Here is a 17,119-nt window from a genome sequence, read left to right as displayed (position 1 = left end):
TACACTGGTTGAAACATTACGTGGTACGAAGGAAGGGATAAACATGAAAAAGATAGCAGTGGTGACGGATTCCGCATCCGGCGTCGATCAGGCATACAGGGACAAGCATGATGTCAAGGTGCTGCCGATGTCTGTCATCATCAATGGCGTCGCCTACAGGGACGGCATTGATGCGACGACTGAAGAAATCTATGACATGCTGAAAGAGAGCGGGGAAGGGGCGAAGACCTCCCAGCCGACAATAGGGGAATTCATGGAGATATACGAAGCGATTGAAGCGGATGATGAATATGAAGCCGTCATTGCAGTACACGCATCAAGTGAACTGACAGGGACATACCAGAGCTCGCTCAGTGCTTCGGAGGACATGTCAAAACCTGTATATGTCATCGATTCGCGCATCGGAAGCTATCCGATGAAACAGATGGTCGAACATGCTGTGGAGTCGAGGGGGTCAGACAAGGATATAGAGGAAGTGGTGGAGGAGATCAGGGAAATGACCAGGCGCGCCCAGCTCTACCTTCTGCCGCAGAGCTTCAGTCAGATGAGGAAGAGCGGACGGATCTCAGCTTCCCAGTCCATGCTCGCCTCCGTCCTCAACATCCACCTGAAGCTCGAATTCGATGACGGTAAAGTTGTTGTCGGAGAAAAGCTGCGCACGAAAAAGAAGATATACAATGCGGTGCTTGCTAATCTTGAGGAGCACGTAAAAGCAGGGGGAGTGAAGACCCTCGGCCTCGTACATGCGGGAAGTGCAAGCCTGGTGGACGAATGGAAGAAGAAGATCGAGGAAAGGCTGCCTGATGTCAATCTGGTGGTAGAACCTCTGGTGACTGTAGCCGGCGTGCATACCGGACATGGTACAATTGGATTTGGGTTTACAAAAGGCCGATAGGAAATGCGATTCGGAATCAGTTCCGGATCGCGTTTTTTATGCAAACAAGGAAGCGGGAGTGCCGGAAAACGTGGCTTCGACATAAAACCTACATATTATATAGTTTGAAAAGTGATTAGATGTAGCAAGGAGAAAAGTGATTATGGTAAAATGACTATAATTATTAACTTTTGGGAGGTGACTACAATTGGGAAGGCGGATTTGAAATTTCATGTGCCGACTGAGATGTTAGAAGAGAATCGTTACCCTGTTTCAGAAAGCACTATACGCAAAGATTGTAGTCAAATATTACCGGAGGTGAATCCCTTCTAGACAAGGGAACTAATTGGACATAACCACGATATGGAACTTAATTTTATTTGTAATTCTTATATTACTCACAATGCTTTTTGTAGGATCTGAATTTGCACTCGTCAAAGCAAGGCTGTCACGCATCGATCAGCTCATTGAAGAAGGGAACAGGAAAGCGCGACGTGTGCGCAAAATGACGAGGGAACTCGACTATTACCTGTCCGCCTGTCAGCTGGGTATTACTGTAACTGCCCTTGGTCTCGGGTGGATCGGTGAGTCGACATTCGAAGTCGTACTGCATCCCCTTTTTGAACTGATGGGGATACCGGACCAGTTGACCACGGTATTGACCGTAGCGCTGGCATTCATCATCGTCACCTTCATCCATGTCGTCGTTGGTGAACTTGCACCAAAGACAGTCGCAATCCAGTATGCAGAAAAATTGGCATTGGCACTTTCAGGCCCCCTGTATTTCTTCGGCGTCATAATGAAACCACTGATCTGGACGATGAACGGTGCAGCAAGATTCCTCGTCAGACTCGTCGGATTCAAGGATGTGGCTGTAGAACAGGCGCACTCGGAAGATGAGCTTAAGATTATAATGACACAAAGTTATCAAAGTGGAGAAATAAATCAGACGGAACTCGCATACATGCAGAACATCTTTTCCTTCGATGAAAGGCTTGCAAAGGACATCATGGTGCCGAGGACGCAGATGATCACACTGACAGACCCTGTAAACATCGAAGATGTACTGGAGAATGTCAAAGAGCATAACTATACCCGTTATCCGGTCACCGATGAGAGCGGGGACAAGGACCAGATCATCGGCTTCCTCAATGTGAGGGAGTTCCTGACGAACCATGTATCCGACGAGGAAGTCAGGCCGGAGGATCACATACATGAAATACCGATGCTGACTGAAGTATCACGCATCAGCGATGCGCTGGTGAAAATGCAGCGTGAACGTGTGCATATCGCCCTCATCATCGATGAGTATGGTGGTACAGCCGGCATGATTACCATGGAGGATATCCTTGAGGAGATCGTCGGGGAAATCAGGGACGAATTCGATGAGGATGAAGAACCTGATATCGTCAAAGTGGAGGATGACATCTACCACATAAATGGACGTGTACTGCTCGACGACCTCAATGAACAGTTCGACATCACTTTCGACAACAGTGATGACATCGACACCATCGGCGGCTGGCTCCAGAGCATCAATACTGATATTGAAACGGATGACTATGTCAATACGGAAGAAGACAAATGGATCGTACTCGATATGGACAGCCATCTGATCAAGCAGGTCGCCCTGCTCAAAGGCTATAACCAGCCGGATGGTGACGAAGAAGAGGAATAGAAATGGAACCCCACGTTTCGTGGGGTTCCATTTTTTCATTCGTGTGTACCGGATTCCAGGTATTTGTATAGGTCATAGTCGACCGGATTCTCCATCAGCATGTTCATCTTCACTACCGGTTTGCCCGTACCATCATTCATCCTCGTCTCCTCCAATGTCTGATGATCGATGTGACCCTCACCGAGGTAGTAGAATGTGCTTCCTTCATCATCGTCCTTCTTTACGAAGATGTGGATGGGGTCGCCCTCCCTGTGGCCCTCGAGAAGGGCTTTGATTTCTTTGGATTGGAGGGTGCGGTTGCTCCGGGTGAACCATTTCAGCGTATTCAGGTCGAGGAAGCGGTCTTCGTATCGGATTGTATCTTCAATCTCATCGTCCTTATGGTAGGTGATGAAAATCGGACATGTCCCATGCTTATATTTATATCCATATAATGTAGAGGATTCATCCTTATCCCAATTGAGCAGGCGGCAGACGTCCTTCCTTGAATATTTCTGATTGACTGTCAGGGGCTTCGACTGGTCATATGCTCTGCTGAGGACGAGCGACAATTCCAGCACCTGGGTGATGTGTGTCCTGATTTCGGGATTCTCCAATGCACTGGAGAACGCAGGGGCGGGGCGGATGAGGTCGTCTGCCACTTCTATGAGGGGGCCGCCATATTTTTTGAGATCCTGCTGCGTATGGAAAGCATGGGTAAGGTTTCTGAGGACCGAGCGCATCGTATCATCCGTCATATGGTAGCCCCGTCGATGCATCTCCAACTGAAAGTCCCTCATATTGACTGGGGATTCGATGATCTGCTGAAGCAGGAGGGTCTCATGGACACGCTTGCCCTCGGTGATTTCCTTGGAAAGGAAGCTCAGGACCTGATGGTCATTCTTTGATATGGTCAGATGCTTCTCTTTGATCTTAACCAGGAATTCCAGGTAATGGCTGTACTTATGAAGTATCACAAGAGGATCGATGACATCCGCATCATCATGGAAATCGATGAGTGCAGGAGGCCTGCCGATCTTATTCTTCAAATACAGGTGCATCTCCTTCAGGAAGCTTTGGGTGTTGAGTGTGGTGGTATTTATGGCCTTGTATATCTTTTCCTTTGCGATCGATTCGAAGTTGATGGTCGAAACACCGGTGAGTGTATTCCGGTCCATCAGTGATTTCCTGAGCCTGTCCTTATTGTAGGATCTGTCGCCTGTAAGGGCGATGGGGATCATATAGTTGTTCCTGTAGTTGCCGATGAAGTCGATGACGGTCAGGTACTCCTTGTCATCATGTTTTCTGAGCCCGCGGCCGAGCTGTTGGATGAAGATGATGCTCGACTGCGTCTGGCGGAGCATCACCACCTGGTTGATGGAAGGGATGTCGACGCCTTCATTGAAGATGTCCACAGTAATGATATAGTCGAGCATCCCACCCTCCAGTTCCCTGACCGTCTGTAGGCGCATCTGCTGGGAATCATCACCTGTCAGGGCGCGGGTCCTGTAACCGTGATGATTGAGCGATCGGCTCAGTTCTGCTGCTTCTGCCCTGTTGGATACGAACATCAGGCCCCTGAGCGTTTCGCCGGAATGGCCGTAGTATTCGATTTTTGCAATCAGATGGGCGATGCGTTCATTGCTCGTCAGTTGTCCGAGTGCAGTCGTATCATCGATGCTCATGCCATCCTTTTCGTAGTCGGTGACGCCGAAGTAATGGAAGGGGGAAAGGATCTCCTCCTCCAATGCCTGCTGAAGACGTATTTCATAGGCGATATTGTAGTCGAACAGGCTGAATATCTCCATATCGTCCGTCCGCTCGGGTGTGGCTGTCATTCCAAGCAGAAAACCGGGAGAAAAATGATTGAGGATCTTCGTATATGTTGCAGCACTGGAACGGTGGGCCTCATCCACGATGATGTAGTCGAAGTCATCCGGATTGAACTGCCCCAGATTGGCTTCTTTAGATAATGTCTGGACAGTGGCAAATAGATATTTCGCTTCACTTTTTTTACTTCTGCCGCTGTAAAGTCCGAAGTCGGAGAGGGGTTCCCCGAGCAGTTTTGAAAAATCATTCATGGACTTCTCAAGAATCTGTTCGCGGTGTGCCAGAAAAAGCATGCGCCCGGGACGGTACTGCTGTACATCGAATGCCGCCAGATACGTCTTTCCGGTGCCTGTAGCAGAGACGACGAGACCCTTGTCCTTTCCGGCCTTGCGAAGACCGGAAAGCTCCATCAGCGCCTCCTTCTGCATGATGTTCGGCTGGATGACCTGACCGGTCATCATCTGGTGATGATATCTCGAACGGTCTTCGATGACTTGCAGGACTTTCCGCTGTTCCGGCTGTTCAACATAGGCCTGTTCATATCTCCGTATCCATTCGTCATCTACAACGGTGGACTCTTCCCATAACTTTTCAAACTGACTGTTGAAATGCTGGATGACGGCACCATTTTCAAGGCTGGTCAGCTTGAGGTTGTATTCGTAGTTCTTCTTCAGGGCAGTGTCGGTAAGGTTAGAGCTGCCGATGAACATGGAGGAATAGTGGCTGTTGCGGAAGACATAGCCCTTCGCATGGAAGCCTTCCTTATCTGCTGCCCTGACCTCAAGGTTCGGTATATTGAGCAGAGCTTTGAATACTTTGGGTTTATTGAAATTTAAATATGTAGAGGTGATGATCCTCCCGCCCCTGTTCTGCTTTGCAAGTTCATAGAGTGCCGTCTTCAAGGTAGCCAGACCACCTTCCGTAATGAAGGCGACGGATATGGAGAAAGAAAGGCAGCCTTCCATTTCATCAAGCATGGAAGAAAGTACATTCTCCTCCTTGGAATTGATGATCATGCGAGGAGGGTGATGTCCGATCTTGTGCGTATCCTTGTCCAGAAAACCTTGTTCATATGCATTTAATAAGTTATCTCTGTTCAATTCCATATAATGACACCTCTTTCTCTTCATTATATGGGAACCGCAGGTGCTTTCCAAGATCCCATGACCATTTTCAAAATATGCAATTGCATATGAGGGTGTGATAAACTGTAGTTAACAAACGAGGGTGGTGTCCATATGGGTATTTTTGAGTTTCTTGTCACAACAGTGCCGGTTGCACTTTTCTTTTCCATCCCGCTCTATGCCATCAACGTCAGCCACAGGCAGAAGAAGGAGAAGCTTGAAATCCGCAGGCTCCAGGAGGAGAAGGAGCTGGAACGGCTCAGACAGGAGAACTTCCTGCTTGAAAACAAACATATGCAGCTTGAGCTTGACCGTATGAAGGAAGAGAACGGACAGCGGCGTCTGGAAGAATCCAGGGAATCACGCTGGCTGATTAAGGATACGGATGAAGAAAATAAAGAAAAAAAGACCTCGTAAAATGAATTTACGAGGTCTTTTCACGTATTATGCCCTGTTGCCGCCAAGTGCTTTCATAATGAATGAAACAATAAGAATTAAGATGATTGCACCGAGCAGGCCACCGATAATACTTACACCGCCGACTTCAGGCCCGAAGCTCAGGCCGAGTGCATTTGCGATTGCAGCACCGACAAGTCCTGCGATGATGTTTCCGATGATGCCGAATGGCACGTCTTTACCGAGAATGAGTCCGGCGAGCCATCCGATGATGCCGCCTACGATCAATGTGATAATCCAACCCATGGATGATTCCTCCTTGTGTCTTGATTGTCCGTTTTAACAGTAGAAATAAAACTTCTTTCTAGTAGGATAGATACCCATGGATTGATTTTTCTAAACAAAATTATGAAATTTTTGCTGTTTTCAGTGTGTCTTTCCTGTACTTCCTCATGATGAACAGGAATAGGATGAGTGCCACTGTAACGCTGACGGCGCTGGAGAAATAGATGGTGCTGTAGCCGAATGCTTCGGCGACGAAACCATAGCTGATGGCACCGAGTCCGACGCCGAGGTCGAAAGCGGAGAAAAATGTCGCATTGGCCATGCCGCGTCGGTTGTTCTCGACGCGGTTGACGGCCCAGGCCTGCAGCGCCGGCTGTACACATCCGAAACCGAAGCCATAGAGTGCCGCCGCCACGAACAGGAAGATCGGGGCCGGCAGGAAGCCGAGCAGGATCATTGCCGCAATGATGGACAGGGAGCCCGGGATGAATACGATGGTGATGCCATGCCTGTCATACAGTCTGCCGGCGAGTATGCGTGAGAGCATCAGGAAGGCTGCATATATCACAAAGTAGAACTGGATATACGTGGAATCGAAGCCCTTCTCATACGTATAGACCGGGAGGAATGTGGCGATGCCCCCGAATGTCACGGTGATGAAGAAGAGGAGTGACGCAGGAGCAAGCGCCCGCCGCTCCACAATGTCAAAGTGTGGGTAGGACTCCTTTTGCTTGCGTGTGTCGGCGACTTTTTCCGGCTTGTCATATTTGATGTTGGCGGCGAGGATGATTGCGGTGAGGCCGAGCAGGCCGCATATCGCAAACAGCATCGTAAAGGAGATATGGTTGACTAGGAACAGTCCAAGAGCAGGACCGAAGGCAAGGGCGATGTTGCCGCTCAAGCCATAATACCCAAGCCCTTCCCCGCGGCGCTTTTTTGGCACGAGGTCTGTGGCGATCGTCCCTGCGGAAGTGCTGGAGAGTCCCCATCCGACCCCCTGGATGATCCTGACCATCAGCAGCATGAGGATCGTGAAGCTTGCTGCCAGCGAGAACATTGAAATGACGAAGAGTGCAAGTCCAGTCAGGAACACTGGAGCCCGTCCCTTCGTATCCAGCAGCTTACCGGCGCTTGGACGTATGAGCAGTGCGGAAAAGGTGAATATCCCTACGACAATTCCGATCCAGCGGTCACTTGCCCCGATCTCCTGGACGAACAGCGGCAGGGTGGGCAGGGTCATCTGGAACGCAGTGAATATGAAAAAATTGACGATGACGATGAGAATAAAGTCCTTAGTCCATATTTTCTGTTTTGTATCCGACATGTAATTTCAACCTTCTTACTTTTGATTGTTTTTTATAAAGAGCATTTTATTTCGATTTTCGAAAAAAGTAATAATGTTCATTCTACAACAATGAAATTAATTTTTCATCCATCCTGAAGCGTATATTTGGGTTTTCTTAAAGAAAACGGAATGTGGTAGAATTATAGGAAACAAAAGCAAAGGAAATAGTGCACTGATGAAGATACTCATGATAGACAATTACGATTCTTTTACATATAATCTTGTCCATTACCTGGAAGATGTCCCGCAAGTGGCTGAAGTTCTGGTCCGGACACCGGAGGAACTCACGCAGGTCTGCCTGGAAGACATTTCGGGCGTCATCATATCGCCGGGCCCTTCACATCCTGCAGACCGTCGGGAAGTGATGGATTTCATCGAAAGCTGCTGGTCTTCACATCCTATCCTCGGCATCTGCCTCGGACATCAGATGCTCTGGCATATGGCTGGGGGGATGGTGGGACGTGGAGTGCGCCCTGTCCATGGCCACGTGTCTGAAATCACCCACGATGGCCAGGGGCTGTTCGCGGGACTCCCGGATGTGTTCGCAGTAACCCGGTACCACTCGCTTGTATGTTCAGGGGAAGCGCCTCATGGATTCACCGTTTCGGCTCGGACCGCAGATGGGGTTGTGATGGCGATAAGACATTTGGACTATCCGATCTACGGGCTGCAGTACCACCCTGAAGCGATCCTCTCCGAGTATGGCAGGGAGCAGCTGGGCAGGTTCATCAGTTTTCTTAAGGAAGGTGAAATGGATGCAGGTCCATGTAAAGTTTAAAAAGGCGGAGAGAATGGAAGAACTGTATTTTGCGGAGCCGCTTGAAGTGCTGACCGGACAGTACATGAGTCTGGAAGAAGCGCTGGCAAGCGCCCAGAAGCATGCGGATGCGGGACGGTATGTGATTCCGGCCCTGAGCTATGAGGCGAAGGAGGGCGGCCCATTCGTCATCGGCGTCTTTGGGGCACCCGTGGACAGGACAGCTTTTCTCGAGGCTTATGATGGTGCAGGTGTCTACATGATGGGGGAGCCGGCATTTACGGAGGCGCCTGGGAAGATCATGTCTGATATTGAAGAGATCCGGAACAGTATAAGGGATGGCCATACATACCAGGTCAACTATACGACCCGGCTCAAAGGCACTTTTTCCGGGGATGCACATGCACTGTTCGAACAGCTCATCGCAAGGAACAATGGTGATTATACGATGTTCATCCATTGGAAGGGCACGTCCATAGTGAGCTGTTCGCCGGAGCTCTTCTTTGAAGTCGATGCTTCCGGAAGGATTTCCACACGTCCGATGAAGGGGACGGCGAGAAGGTATGACGATCCAGTGAAGGACCAGGAGAGCTTCGATTTCCTGAGGCATTCGGGTAAAGACCGGGCGGAGAATGTCATGATCGTCGACCTGCTGCGCAATGACCTTTCCAAAGTGGCCAGGAAGGGCAGCGTGCATGTGCCGGAACGGTTTACCATCGAACGCTACGATACGGTCTACCAGATGACTTCGACGGTCGAGGCGGAAATTGAGGAAGGGGTGGGCCTGCCCGAGCTGATCAAAGCCCTCTTCCCCTGCGGTTCGATCACCGGTGCACCGAAGCAGTCCACCATGGATATCATACGGAAGCTCGAGAGCACGCCGAGGGGCTATTATTGCGGGACACTCGGCATCATGTACCCGGACGGTTCCCAAGTCTTCAATGTCCCTATCCGCACACTGTATATCGAAGGCGGCCGCTATGAATACGGGACAGGCGGCGGCATCACCTACGACTCGATTCCAGAGAGCGAATATGATGAAATGGTCGCAAAGACTGCGTTCCTTGAGGACGGAAGATACAAGCTGATCGAGACCATGCGCATCGAATCCGGGACCGTCAGACGGTTCGCGCTCCACGAGAAGCGTATCCTGAAATCGGCGGATGCCCTGGCCTTCTCTACACCGGATTTCAAGGGGGAGGTCGAGGCATACGTTAAAAGGCATGGTCTGGACCAAGCAGACGGCATCTACAGGCTGCGTGCAGTTGCGGATGCCTCGGGACAGATGACGTTCTCACATGGAGAAGTTGAAGCTGTGGAGTACGCAGATGCAAGGCTTGCGGATGCGGCGATCAAGGCCCCTCCGATGTTCCTGACGAACAAAACGACGATCAGGCACCATTATCATGGTGTGGGCGATGATTTCCCCATCGTTTTATATTATAATGAGTATCAGCAACTGACCGAATTCAACATCGGCAACCTGGTCGTCGAGGAAGACGGGAGATTCTATACACCACCTGTCACCAGCGGACTGCTTGATGGCGTGATGCGCCAGAGTCTGATGGCAGATGGAAGATTGGAGGAGCGGGGCTATCCCATGGAAACGTTCCTTGAGAAGCTCGAAGACGGCAGCATAAAAATATACATGATCAACAGCCTGAAAGAATGGGTGCGGATCAATCTGAATATTCCGGGGTGAATGCATGTTAACTCTCTTTTTAATAATACTGGTGATTGCGATTGTGATGTTTACCCATTTCGTAGTGACATACCTCATTGAAAATGACGTCAAGATCGTGGGGGTGCTCCTTGCTTTCGTCGGAGTCATCGCAGCCATCATCATCGTACAGTTCATCATCAGTGGCGTCACCGATTTCGTGGCGGATGAATTGGATATTTTCTACAGGGACAATTAGAAGAACATTTAGGAGGAACCAGTCATGATTTTTGCAAATGGGGATTGCTATATCACGTACCAGCAGCCTGACCCGATCGATTCCACGAAGCGGGTGGAGCTGGAAAAGGCATTTGAAGAGGGGAAGCATGTCTATCTGAACAGCATGATCACGACCGAGCACACCCTTACTTTCTACTATTCGCCCATCAAAGTGATGGAGGAGCAGAACACCATCGAACCTAGTGACATCATCATAGAGGAAGTCCGGGAATTTCTCACAGGAATGGAGTTTTCAATATGAGCCTGATCATACAGGATAGCGGAATGCTGACACTTCTGCAGACGCTGGACCCTGAGGTTTCCGCCAGAGGCAATGAATACAACGGGGCCTGCGACCGTCTAGCCCACCAGTTGGCCAACCAGCTTGTGGGGAACAGTCCCGGACAGCCGACTATCGAAATGACGCTGCGTCCCGGGGCCATCAAATTCACCGAACCGACCATCGTCGCCTTCTCGGGTGCAGAGTTTAAGGCAAAGTCCGGGGACCGCGACATATTCATCAACAGGATATACCTGTTCGACCGTGGGGATGAACTCACCTTTGGTGAGTCCACGAGAGGAAACAGGGTCTACCTTGCTGTCGCCGGCGGCATAAAAGTCGAAGGATCGAATGTCCTCCGGTCCGGCGACGAAGTCATCATGTGCCGCGACTACACTCCGCAACATGACGAGCTCTTCAATATGCTCAAGCAGCAGAAGGAAGTGAACTGGGGTGTGGACACATATGCGCTCGTGGAAGTGTATCTATCGGACACATACCATATAGTCAGGCGTCCGGATGTGCCGGATGCGGTCTACGAAGCACTCGAAGCAAACGAGTATACGGTAAGGAATGAGAAATACCGTGCCGCCCTCTATCTGGAAGGAGCAGGGATCGACGTGGATGCCGAGGGCATCGAACACCCGGGCCTGAAGGGTGGAGTATATATCGCCGATGGCCAGCCGGTACTTGCGTTGAATGATTTCAATGACTATACGACTGCACCGCATATCGGTACAATACCTTCCTACCACCTGCACAAGCTCGTCCAGAAGCGGGCAGGGTCCCATATACGCTTCAAATGCATCGGGGCGGACGATGCCCATGCGAACCTCTACGCCCATCACCTGTGGGTGAAGAGCCTGTTCAAGGCGATCGATTACAAACTGTCTAAAGAGCTCATAAAAGAGAAGATGTAGGATGCGCATTCCGGAGCCCACGCTCCGGAATTTTTTTGATGATTTCTTCCGAAATTTAGATTGCGAGCAACAATTGCGATGAAAAATAAGGTATAATGACATATCAGAAATAATGGGTTATTGGTAATGACCAGTGAACGGTGGGATCGGTTTCGTTATGGAAAAAATCTTGAAGCAGTATTTTGGATTTGAAAATTTCAGACCTAAGCAAAAGGAAATCATAGAATCGGTCGTAAGCGGCCACAATACTCTGGGAGTATTGCCGACAGGGTCCGGGAAGTCGCTCTGTTTCCAAGTGCCGGGGTTGGAAATGGACGGCCTGACGCTTGTCATTTCCCCGTTGATCTCATTGATGCGGGATCAGGTGGAAACATTGAATGCGCAGAGCATTCCAGCCGCCTATTTGAATTCAACCTTGAAGAAGAAGGAAATAGACGCTGTGATGTCCGGTCTTGAATCGGGCCGTTACCAGTTCCTCTACGTGGCGCCGGAGCGGTTCAATAACGAGGAGTTCAGACAGCTGATCAGCAGGCTCGATGTTTCACTGATTGCATTCGACGAGGCACACTGCATTTCGAAGTGGGGCCATGACTTCCGGCCGAGCTACCAGAACATCATACCTGTATTGAAGGAACTCGTGCCGGAAGCGATCACGGTCGGGCTGACCGCCACAGCAACAGAGGAGGTCCAGGAGAACATCCAGGAGCTCCTCGACATCGAAGGGGCACGTGTCTACAGCACAAGTGTAGCGCGGGATAATCTGCATCTCAGCGTCAACCCGACATACCAGCGTGAGCAGTTCATAGAATCCTACATCAAAGATCGTCCCGGCGCTCCCGGCATCGTCTATGCGGCTACACGCGCAGAGGTGGAAAAGATATCCCTCCATCTCGAGGAACATGGGATTGAAAATGTCATCTATCACGGCGGCCTCGGCAAAGAGGAGAGGAACCGCAATCAGCGTTTGTTCATTACAGGGGAAGTGGACATCGCTGTGGCGACGAATGCCTTCGGCATGGGGATAGACAAGGCGGACATCCGGTTCATCATTCACCACAACCTGCCGGGCGACCTCGAAAGCTACTATCAGGAAATCGGACGTGCCGGACGGGACGGGAAGACCAGTGAATGCATCCTGCTGTCGAGCCCGCGGGACGTCAACCTCCACCAGTTCTTCATAGACCGTTCAAGCTCGACCGAGCAGTATAAGGACCACATGCGGGCGAAGCTCGACAGGATGATCCAGTACAACCGGACGAACAAATGTCTGAGCAGCTTCATCATCAAGTACTTTGATGCCGATGAATATGTGGTCGAGTGCGGACAGTGTTCGAACTGTCTGAATCCGGAGCGCACCTATGACATGACACTGGAGGCGAAGCTTGTCTTGAACCTTCTGGCACAGAGCGAGATGCCTGTGACGAAGGAGCAGGCCATCCAGATACTGCGGGGTGAATCGGCCGAAAACATCCTTGCCTTCAACCTCGACACTCTGAGCGCCTTCGGCACGATGGAGAGCTATCTGACGAGCGAACTCAACCATATACTGGAGGAGCTCATCTACAGGGGCTATGTCCATCTGAGGGATGAGCAGCTCTATATCGTCGACCGGAGCAGGAAAGTGATGAATGGGTCGGCCACACTCCACACCGTTCCTTTCAGGAGATACTTCAATGAAAAGGTGGACATCAGCACAGCATCCTCTCCGAATGAGATACTGTATGAAAAACTCGTGGAGACAAGACGCCGCCTTGCCGAAAGGCATGATGTGGAGGAAACATCCATATTCACGGACAACGTCCTCAGGGATTTTGCCAAAAAAGTTCCCGAAACCAAGCAGGATATGGTGCATATCCAGGGAGTCGGGAACTATAAGCTGAAGCACTACTGTCCAGAATTTCTGGAAACGATCAACGCCTACAAGAAGCAGACGACTGAAATGGAATGACTCAAGCCGGCCTTTGGCCGGCTATTATAGTTACATTGTGGAATGCTTCGGCGGCCTGTTCTTCATGAACATGTAGAAGCTGGCTGCAAAGATGATGATATAGCCGAAGATGGACAGCATGTCCGGCACTTCATTGAAGAAGACGATGCTGAAGATTGCCGTGTAGAGTATTGTGGAATAGAAGAATATGGATATCTCCTTGGCTGGTGCAAAACTGTATGCGATGGTCAGGCCAAACTGGCCGAAAGCTGCGCACAGGCCGGAGAAGACGAGCATCCAGAATTGCGAGGCGGTCATCGGTTCAAACTGCCAGATGAAGAAGGGCAGCAGGACAACCGAGGAGAAGAAGGAGAAATAGAAGACGACCGTGTAGAACTTCTCCCGGCTCCCGAGCACCCTGAGCACAGTATAGGCGCCAGCTGCCAACAGGGCACCGAGTACGCCGACCACGGCATACAGCGTCTCACTCGACATTGAGGGCTTGATGATGAAGACGGCGCCGATGAAGGCGATGATGATTGCGATCATCTGATATTTCCGTATGTATTCCTTAAGGAATATGGCGCATAGTATTATGGTGAAGAAGGGGCTCAATTTGTTGAGGATGTCCGCATCACTCAGCACCATCCTGTCGATTGCGAAAAAGTTGAGTACGACTCCGAGTACACCGAAGGTCGAACGCAGTATGAGCAGCCCCTGGTTCTCCCTGCGGCCAAAAAGTTTCTCCCTGTAGTATAATGCGAGGGAGAGGGCGGCGAGCATCGCCACAAAGTTCCTGAAGAATGCCTTCTGGACCGTCGGCAGATCTCCGCTGTATTTTACAAGCAGGGCCATCAGGCTGAACCCGAGGGATGAAATGAGAAGGGCGATGATGCCTTTCGTCGTATTGTTCATTTTAAGAAACAACTCCATGATAAAATTTTTGGTGAAATTTTTATTTCACAGTTATATGCAGAGAGAGTTTTACCAAAAAATTTTTGGTCGAATTTTTGCTATAGTATAACATACATATGATGCGACTTCGTCTATATTTAAGTGATATTATTCCCAATGAAATGTCTTATTATGCCATTGATAATTCTGGATGATTATGTCATTATAGAACGTGCAATACACATATATTGTGTGTAAATTTTCCGTAGGACACAATATATAGTGTTTACCAGCTTTAAGAAGCGTGTAAAGAGATAATAGATGCAACCATGATTGTCGGACGGGAGTTCGATTATTTTATTTTGCAGGAGAAGGAATGGGGAGGCGATGGCATGATGATTGCATTCTATTCCATGACGGGGAATACCAGGCGCTTCATCAGGAACGCACAGGTGGCGGAGCAGTATGATACTTACGAAATCAATGCTTCAAACAGCAGCGAGCGGATTCGGGAGCCCTTCATACTCGTTACCGGGACCTACGGCTTCGGCGGAGTGCCGGATGAAGTGAAGACGTTTCTTGAAGTGAACCACGAATTGATGGTGGGTGTCGCCTCAAGCGGCAACCGGAACTGGGGGAACAACTTTGCACGTGCCGGAGAGCATATCAGTGACGAATACGGAGTACCATTGCTGATGAAGTTTGAGCTTCATGGAAACCAGAAAGACAGAGAAGAATTCATTGAAAAGGCAGGGGCTATGCATGAAAGTCTTGGACGAAAAGAAATACAACCATATTGAACTGAATAACGAAGTGACGAAGCGCGATGAAACAGGTTTTTATCAGCTGCATAAGGATCAGGAGGCACTGGCCGTCTTCATGGAGGAGGTCAAGGACAAGACCATCCATTTCGACAGCGAGCTCGAACGTCTGCACTACCTTGTGGACAATGATTTCTATTATGACCTCTTCGCAGAGTATTCCGATGAGGATGTAATGGACATCGTCACATACGCGGACAGTATCCCATTCCAGTTCAAGAGCTATATGGCAGCGAGCAAGTTCTTCAAGGACTATACATTGAAGACGAACGACAAGAAGCAGTACCTCGAGGACTACAAGCAGCACGTGGTGATCGTGAGCCTCTACCTGGCGAAAGGCAACAAGGAACAGGCAAAACGCTTCATCCTGTCGATGATCGAACAGCGCTACCAGCCTGCGACACCGACATTCCTGAATGCAGGACGCGCACGCCGCGGTGAAATGGTCTCCTGCTTCCTGCTTGAAGTCGATGACAGCCTGAATTCAATCAACTACATCGATTCCACAGCCAAGCAGCTTTCCAAGATCGGTGGCGGGGTGGCAATCAACCTGTCCAAACTGCGTGCCCGTGGAGAAGCGATAAAAGGCATCGAAGGCGTCGCCAAAGGTGTACTGCCGGTCGCCAAGGCGCTCGAAGGCGGATTCGGCTATGCCGATCAGCTGGGCCAGAGACCAGGCGCAGGTGCTGTCTACCTGAACATCTTCCACTATGATCTTCCAGAATTCCTGGATACGAAGAAAGTGAATGCGGATGAAGATATCCGCCTTGCGACGATCTCCACCGGACTCGTCGTGCCATCCAAGTTCTTCGACCTGGCCAAAAACAACGATCCGTTCTATCTGTTCGCACCGCATACGGTCGAACGCGAATACGGCCAGTCTCTGGATGATATGAATCTCGACGAGATGTACGATGAACTCGTCGCAAACGACAAGGTGAAGAAACGTGAGATGGATGCACGCGAGATGCTCAATACGATTGCACAGACACAGCTGCAGTCCGGCTATCCGTACATCATGTTCAAGGACAATGCCAATAAGGTCCACCCGCTGAAGGATATCGGACAGATCAAAATCAGCAACCTCTGTACCGAGATCTTCCAGCTTCAGGAGACATCCACAATCAATGACTACGGTACGGATGATGAAATCCGCCGTGACATCTCCTGCAACCTGGGCTCACTGAACATCGCCAATGTAATGGAGTCCGGCAAGGTGCGCGATTCCGTCCATGACGGCATAGAAGCATTGACCGTCGTCAGTGATGATACTGCAATCGCAAATGCGCCGGGCGTCAAGAAGGCGAATGATGAACTGCATTCCGTGGGCCTCGGGGCGATGAACCTCCACGGTTATCTCGCGAAGAACAAGATCAGCTATGAATCCGAAGAGGCGAGGGACTTTGCCAATGTCTTCTTCATGCTGCTCAACTTCTACTCCCTTGAGAAATCAATGCTGATCGCCAAGGAACGCGGAGAAACATTCAAGGATTTCGACAAGTCCGAATATGCGACAGGCAAATATTTCGAGCGTTACATTTCAGAAGCGGTGGAGCCGAAATCCGAAAAGGTTGCCGGCCTGTTCTCGAACATCCACATCCCAAGTCAGCAGGACTGGGAGGCACTGCGTGATGAAGTGATGGAAAATGGTCTGTTCCATGCATACCGTCTGGCAATTGCGCCGACACAGAGCATCTCCTATGTACAGAATGCGACAAGTTCCGTAATGCCGATTGTGGATACGATCGAGCGCCGGACATACGGCAATTCCGAAACATTCTATCCGATGCCGTTCCTTTCCCCGGAGACGATGTGGTACTACAAGAGTGCATTCAATACGGATCAGATGAAACTCCTCGATATGATTGCGACAATCCAGCAGCATATCGACCAGGGCATCAGCACAATCTTGTATGTGAACTCCGATATTTCCACAAGAGAATTGGCAAGACTGTATATATATGCGCACCATAAAGGGTTGAAATCCCTCTATTATACAAGGAACAAACTGCTCAGCGTAGAAGAATGCACAAGCTGTTCCATATAATATAATCGAGCGACGATAAAGGA

The 17,119-nt window shown here is 49.9% G+C and carries 15 protein-coding genes; 11 read left to right on the top strand and 4 right to left on the bottom strand.

The window, feature by feature from the left end; genetic code table 11:
* Positions 1-43: 43 nt before the first annotated feature.
* Positions 44-895, top strand: coding sequence for a DegV family protein (locus LLU09_RS06420; RefSeq protein WP_228311008.1), 852 nt, complete (start codon positions 44-46; stop codon positions 893-895).
* A 325-nt stretch (positions 896-1,220) separates the two neighbouring features.
* Positions 1,221-2,552 carry a hemolysin family protein gene (locus tag LLU09_RS06415; protein ID WP_228311007.1) on the top strand — a complete coding sequence of 444 codons (1,332 nt, stop codon included), beginning with the start codon at positions 1,221-1,223 and terminating at the stop codon, positions 2,550-2,552.
* 35 nt (positions 2,553-2,587) lie between these two features.
* On the opposite strand, the gene LLU09_RS06410 is transcribed toward LLU09_RS06415, so the two are convergent.
* Positions 2,588-5,467: a DEAD/DEAH box helicase gene (locus LLU09_RS06410; protein WP_228311006.1), complete on the bottom strand. Its 2,880-nt coding sequence runs from the start codon at positions 5,465-5,467 to the stop codon at positions 2,588-2,590.
* A gap of 132 nt (positions 5,468-5,599) precedes the next feature.
* On the opposite strand from LLU09_RS06410, the gene LLU09_RS06405 reads away from it, so the two are divergent.
* Entirely contained in the window at positions 5,600-5,902 is a 303-nt protein-coding gene (locus LLU09_RS06405) for a hypothetical protein (protein ID WP_228311005.1), read from the top strand.
* A gap of 27 nt (positions 5,903-5,929) precedes the next feature.
* Here the strand turns inward: LLU09_RS06405 and LLU09_RS06400 are convergent, their stop codons facing one another.
* Both LLU09_RS06400 and LLU09_RS06395 read right to left on the bottom strand, forming a co-directional pair.
* Positions 5,930-6,187: a GlsB/YeaQ/YmgE family stress response membrane protein gene (locus LLU09_RS06400; protein WP_040105136.1), complete on the bottom strand. Its 258-nt coding sequence runs from the start codon at positions 6,185-6,187 to the stop codon at positions 5,930-5,932.
* Positions 6,188-6,287: 100 nt separating this feature from the next.
* The gene (locus LLU09_RS06395; RefSeq protein WP_228311004.1) at positions 6,288-7,490 is read right to left on the bottom strand and encodes an MFS transporter; all 1,203 of its coding nucleotides are present in this window, start codon (positions 7,488-7,490) and stop codon (positions 6,288-6,290) included.
* 196 nt (positions 7,491-7,686) lie between these two features.
* On the opposite strand from LLU09_RS06395, the gene LLU09_RS06390 reads away from it, so the two are divergent.
* The 6 genes from LLU09_RS06390 to recQ all read left to right on the top strand — a co-directional run bounded on the left by LLU09_RS06390 (position 7,687) and on the right by recQ (position 13,355).
* Positions 7,687-8,289 carry an anthranilate synthase component II gene (locus LLU09_RS06390; protein ID WP_228311003.1) on the top strand — a complete coding sequence of 201 codons (603 nt, stop codon included), beginning with the start codon at positions 7,687-7,689 and terminating at the stop codon, positions 8,287-8,289.
* A 13-nt stretch (positions 8,290-8,302) separates the two neighbouring features.
* On the top strand, positions 8,303-9,970 hold the full coding sequence (locus LLU09_RS06385; RefSeq protein WP_228311002.1) for a chorismate-binding protein: 1,668 nt from the start codon (positions 8,303-8,305) through the stop codon (positions 9,968-9,970).
* A 31-nt stretch (positions 9,971-10,001) separates the two neighbouring features.
* Positions 10,002-10,187, top strand: a complete 186-nt coding sequence (locus tag LLU09_RS06380; RefSeq protein ID WP_228311001.1) for a hypothetical protein — start codon at positions 10,002-10,004, stop codon at positions 10,185-10,187.
* 24 nt (positions 10,188-10,211) lie between these two features.
* A complete protein-coding gene (locus tag LLU09_RS06375) occupies positions 10,212-10,469 on the top strand; it encodes a hypothetical protein (protein WP_094906716.1) in 258 nt (85 codons plus the stop codon).
* On the top strand, positions 10,466-11,407 hold the full coding sequence (locus tag LLU09_RS06370; protein WP_228311000.1) for a 5-oxoprolinase subunit C family protein: 942 nt from the start codon (positions 10,466-10,468) through the stop codon (positions 11,405-11,407). The genes LLU09_RS06375 and LLU09_RS06370 overlap by 4 nt, the downstream gene beginning before the upstream one ends.
* Positions 11,408-11,564: 157 nt before the next feature.
* Positions 11,565-13,355 (top strand): DNA helicase RecQ, encoded by a 1,791-nt coding sequence (gene recQ / locus LLU09_RS06365; protein WP_228310999.1) that lies wholly within the window; start codon positions 11,565-11,567, stop codon positions 13,353-13,355.
* Between the two features lie 30 nt (positions 13,356-13,385).
* Here recQ and LLU09_RS06360 read toward each other — a convergent pair whose 3' ends face one another.
* Complete coding sequence (locus tag LLU09_RS06360) at positions 13,386-14,249, bottom strand: DMT family transporter (RefSeq protein WP_228310998.1); 864 nt, start codon at positions 14,247-14,249, stop codon at positions 13,386-13,388.
* Positions 14,250-14,620: 371 nt separating this feature from the next.
* On the opposite strand from LLU09_RS06360, the gene nrdI reads away from it, so the two are divergent.
* Entirely contained in the window at positions 14,621-15,028 is a 408-nt protein-coding gene (gene nrdI, locus LLU09_RS06355; protein ID WP_228310997.1) for a class Ib ribonucleoside-diphosphate reductase assembly flavoprotein NrdI, read from the top strand.
* Entirely contained in the window at positions 14,991-17,096 is a 2,106-nt protein-coding gene (gene nrdE, locus LLU09_RS06350) for a class 1b ribonucleoside-diphosphate reductase subunit alpha (RefSeq protein ID WP_124010565.1), read from the top strand. The genes nrdI and nrdE overlap by 38 nt, the downstream gene beginning before the upstream one ends.
* Positions 17,097-17,119: the final 23 nt, after the last annotated feature.

Origin of the sequence: Salinicoccus sp. RF5 (assembly GCF_020786625.1) — a bacterium.
Lineage (GTDB): Bacteria > Bacillota > Bacilli > Staphylococcales > Salinicoccaceae > Salinicoccus.
Note: the sequence above shows the minus strand (reverse complement) of the source record. Positions and strands in the feature narration are given on the sequence as shown.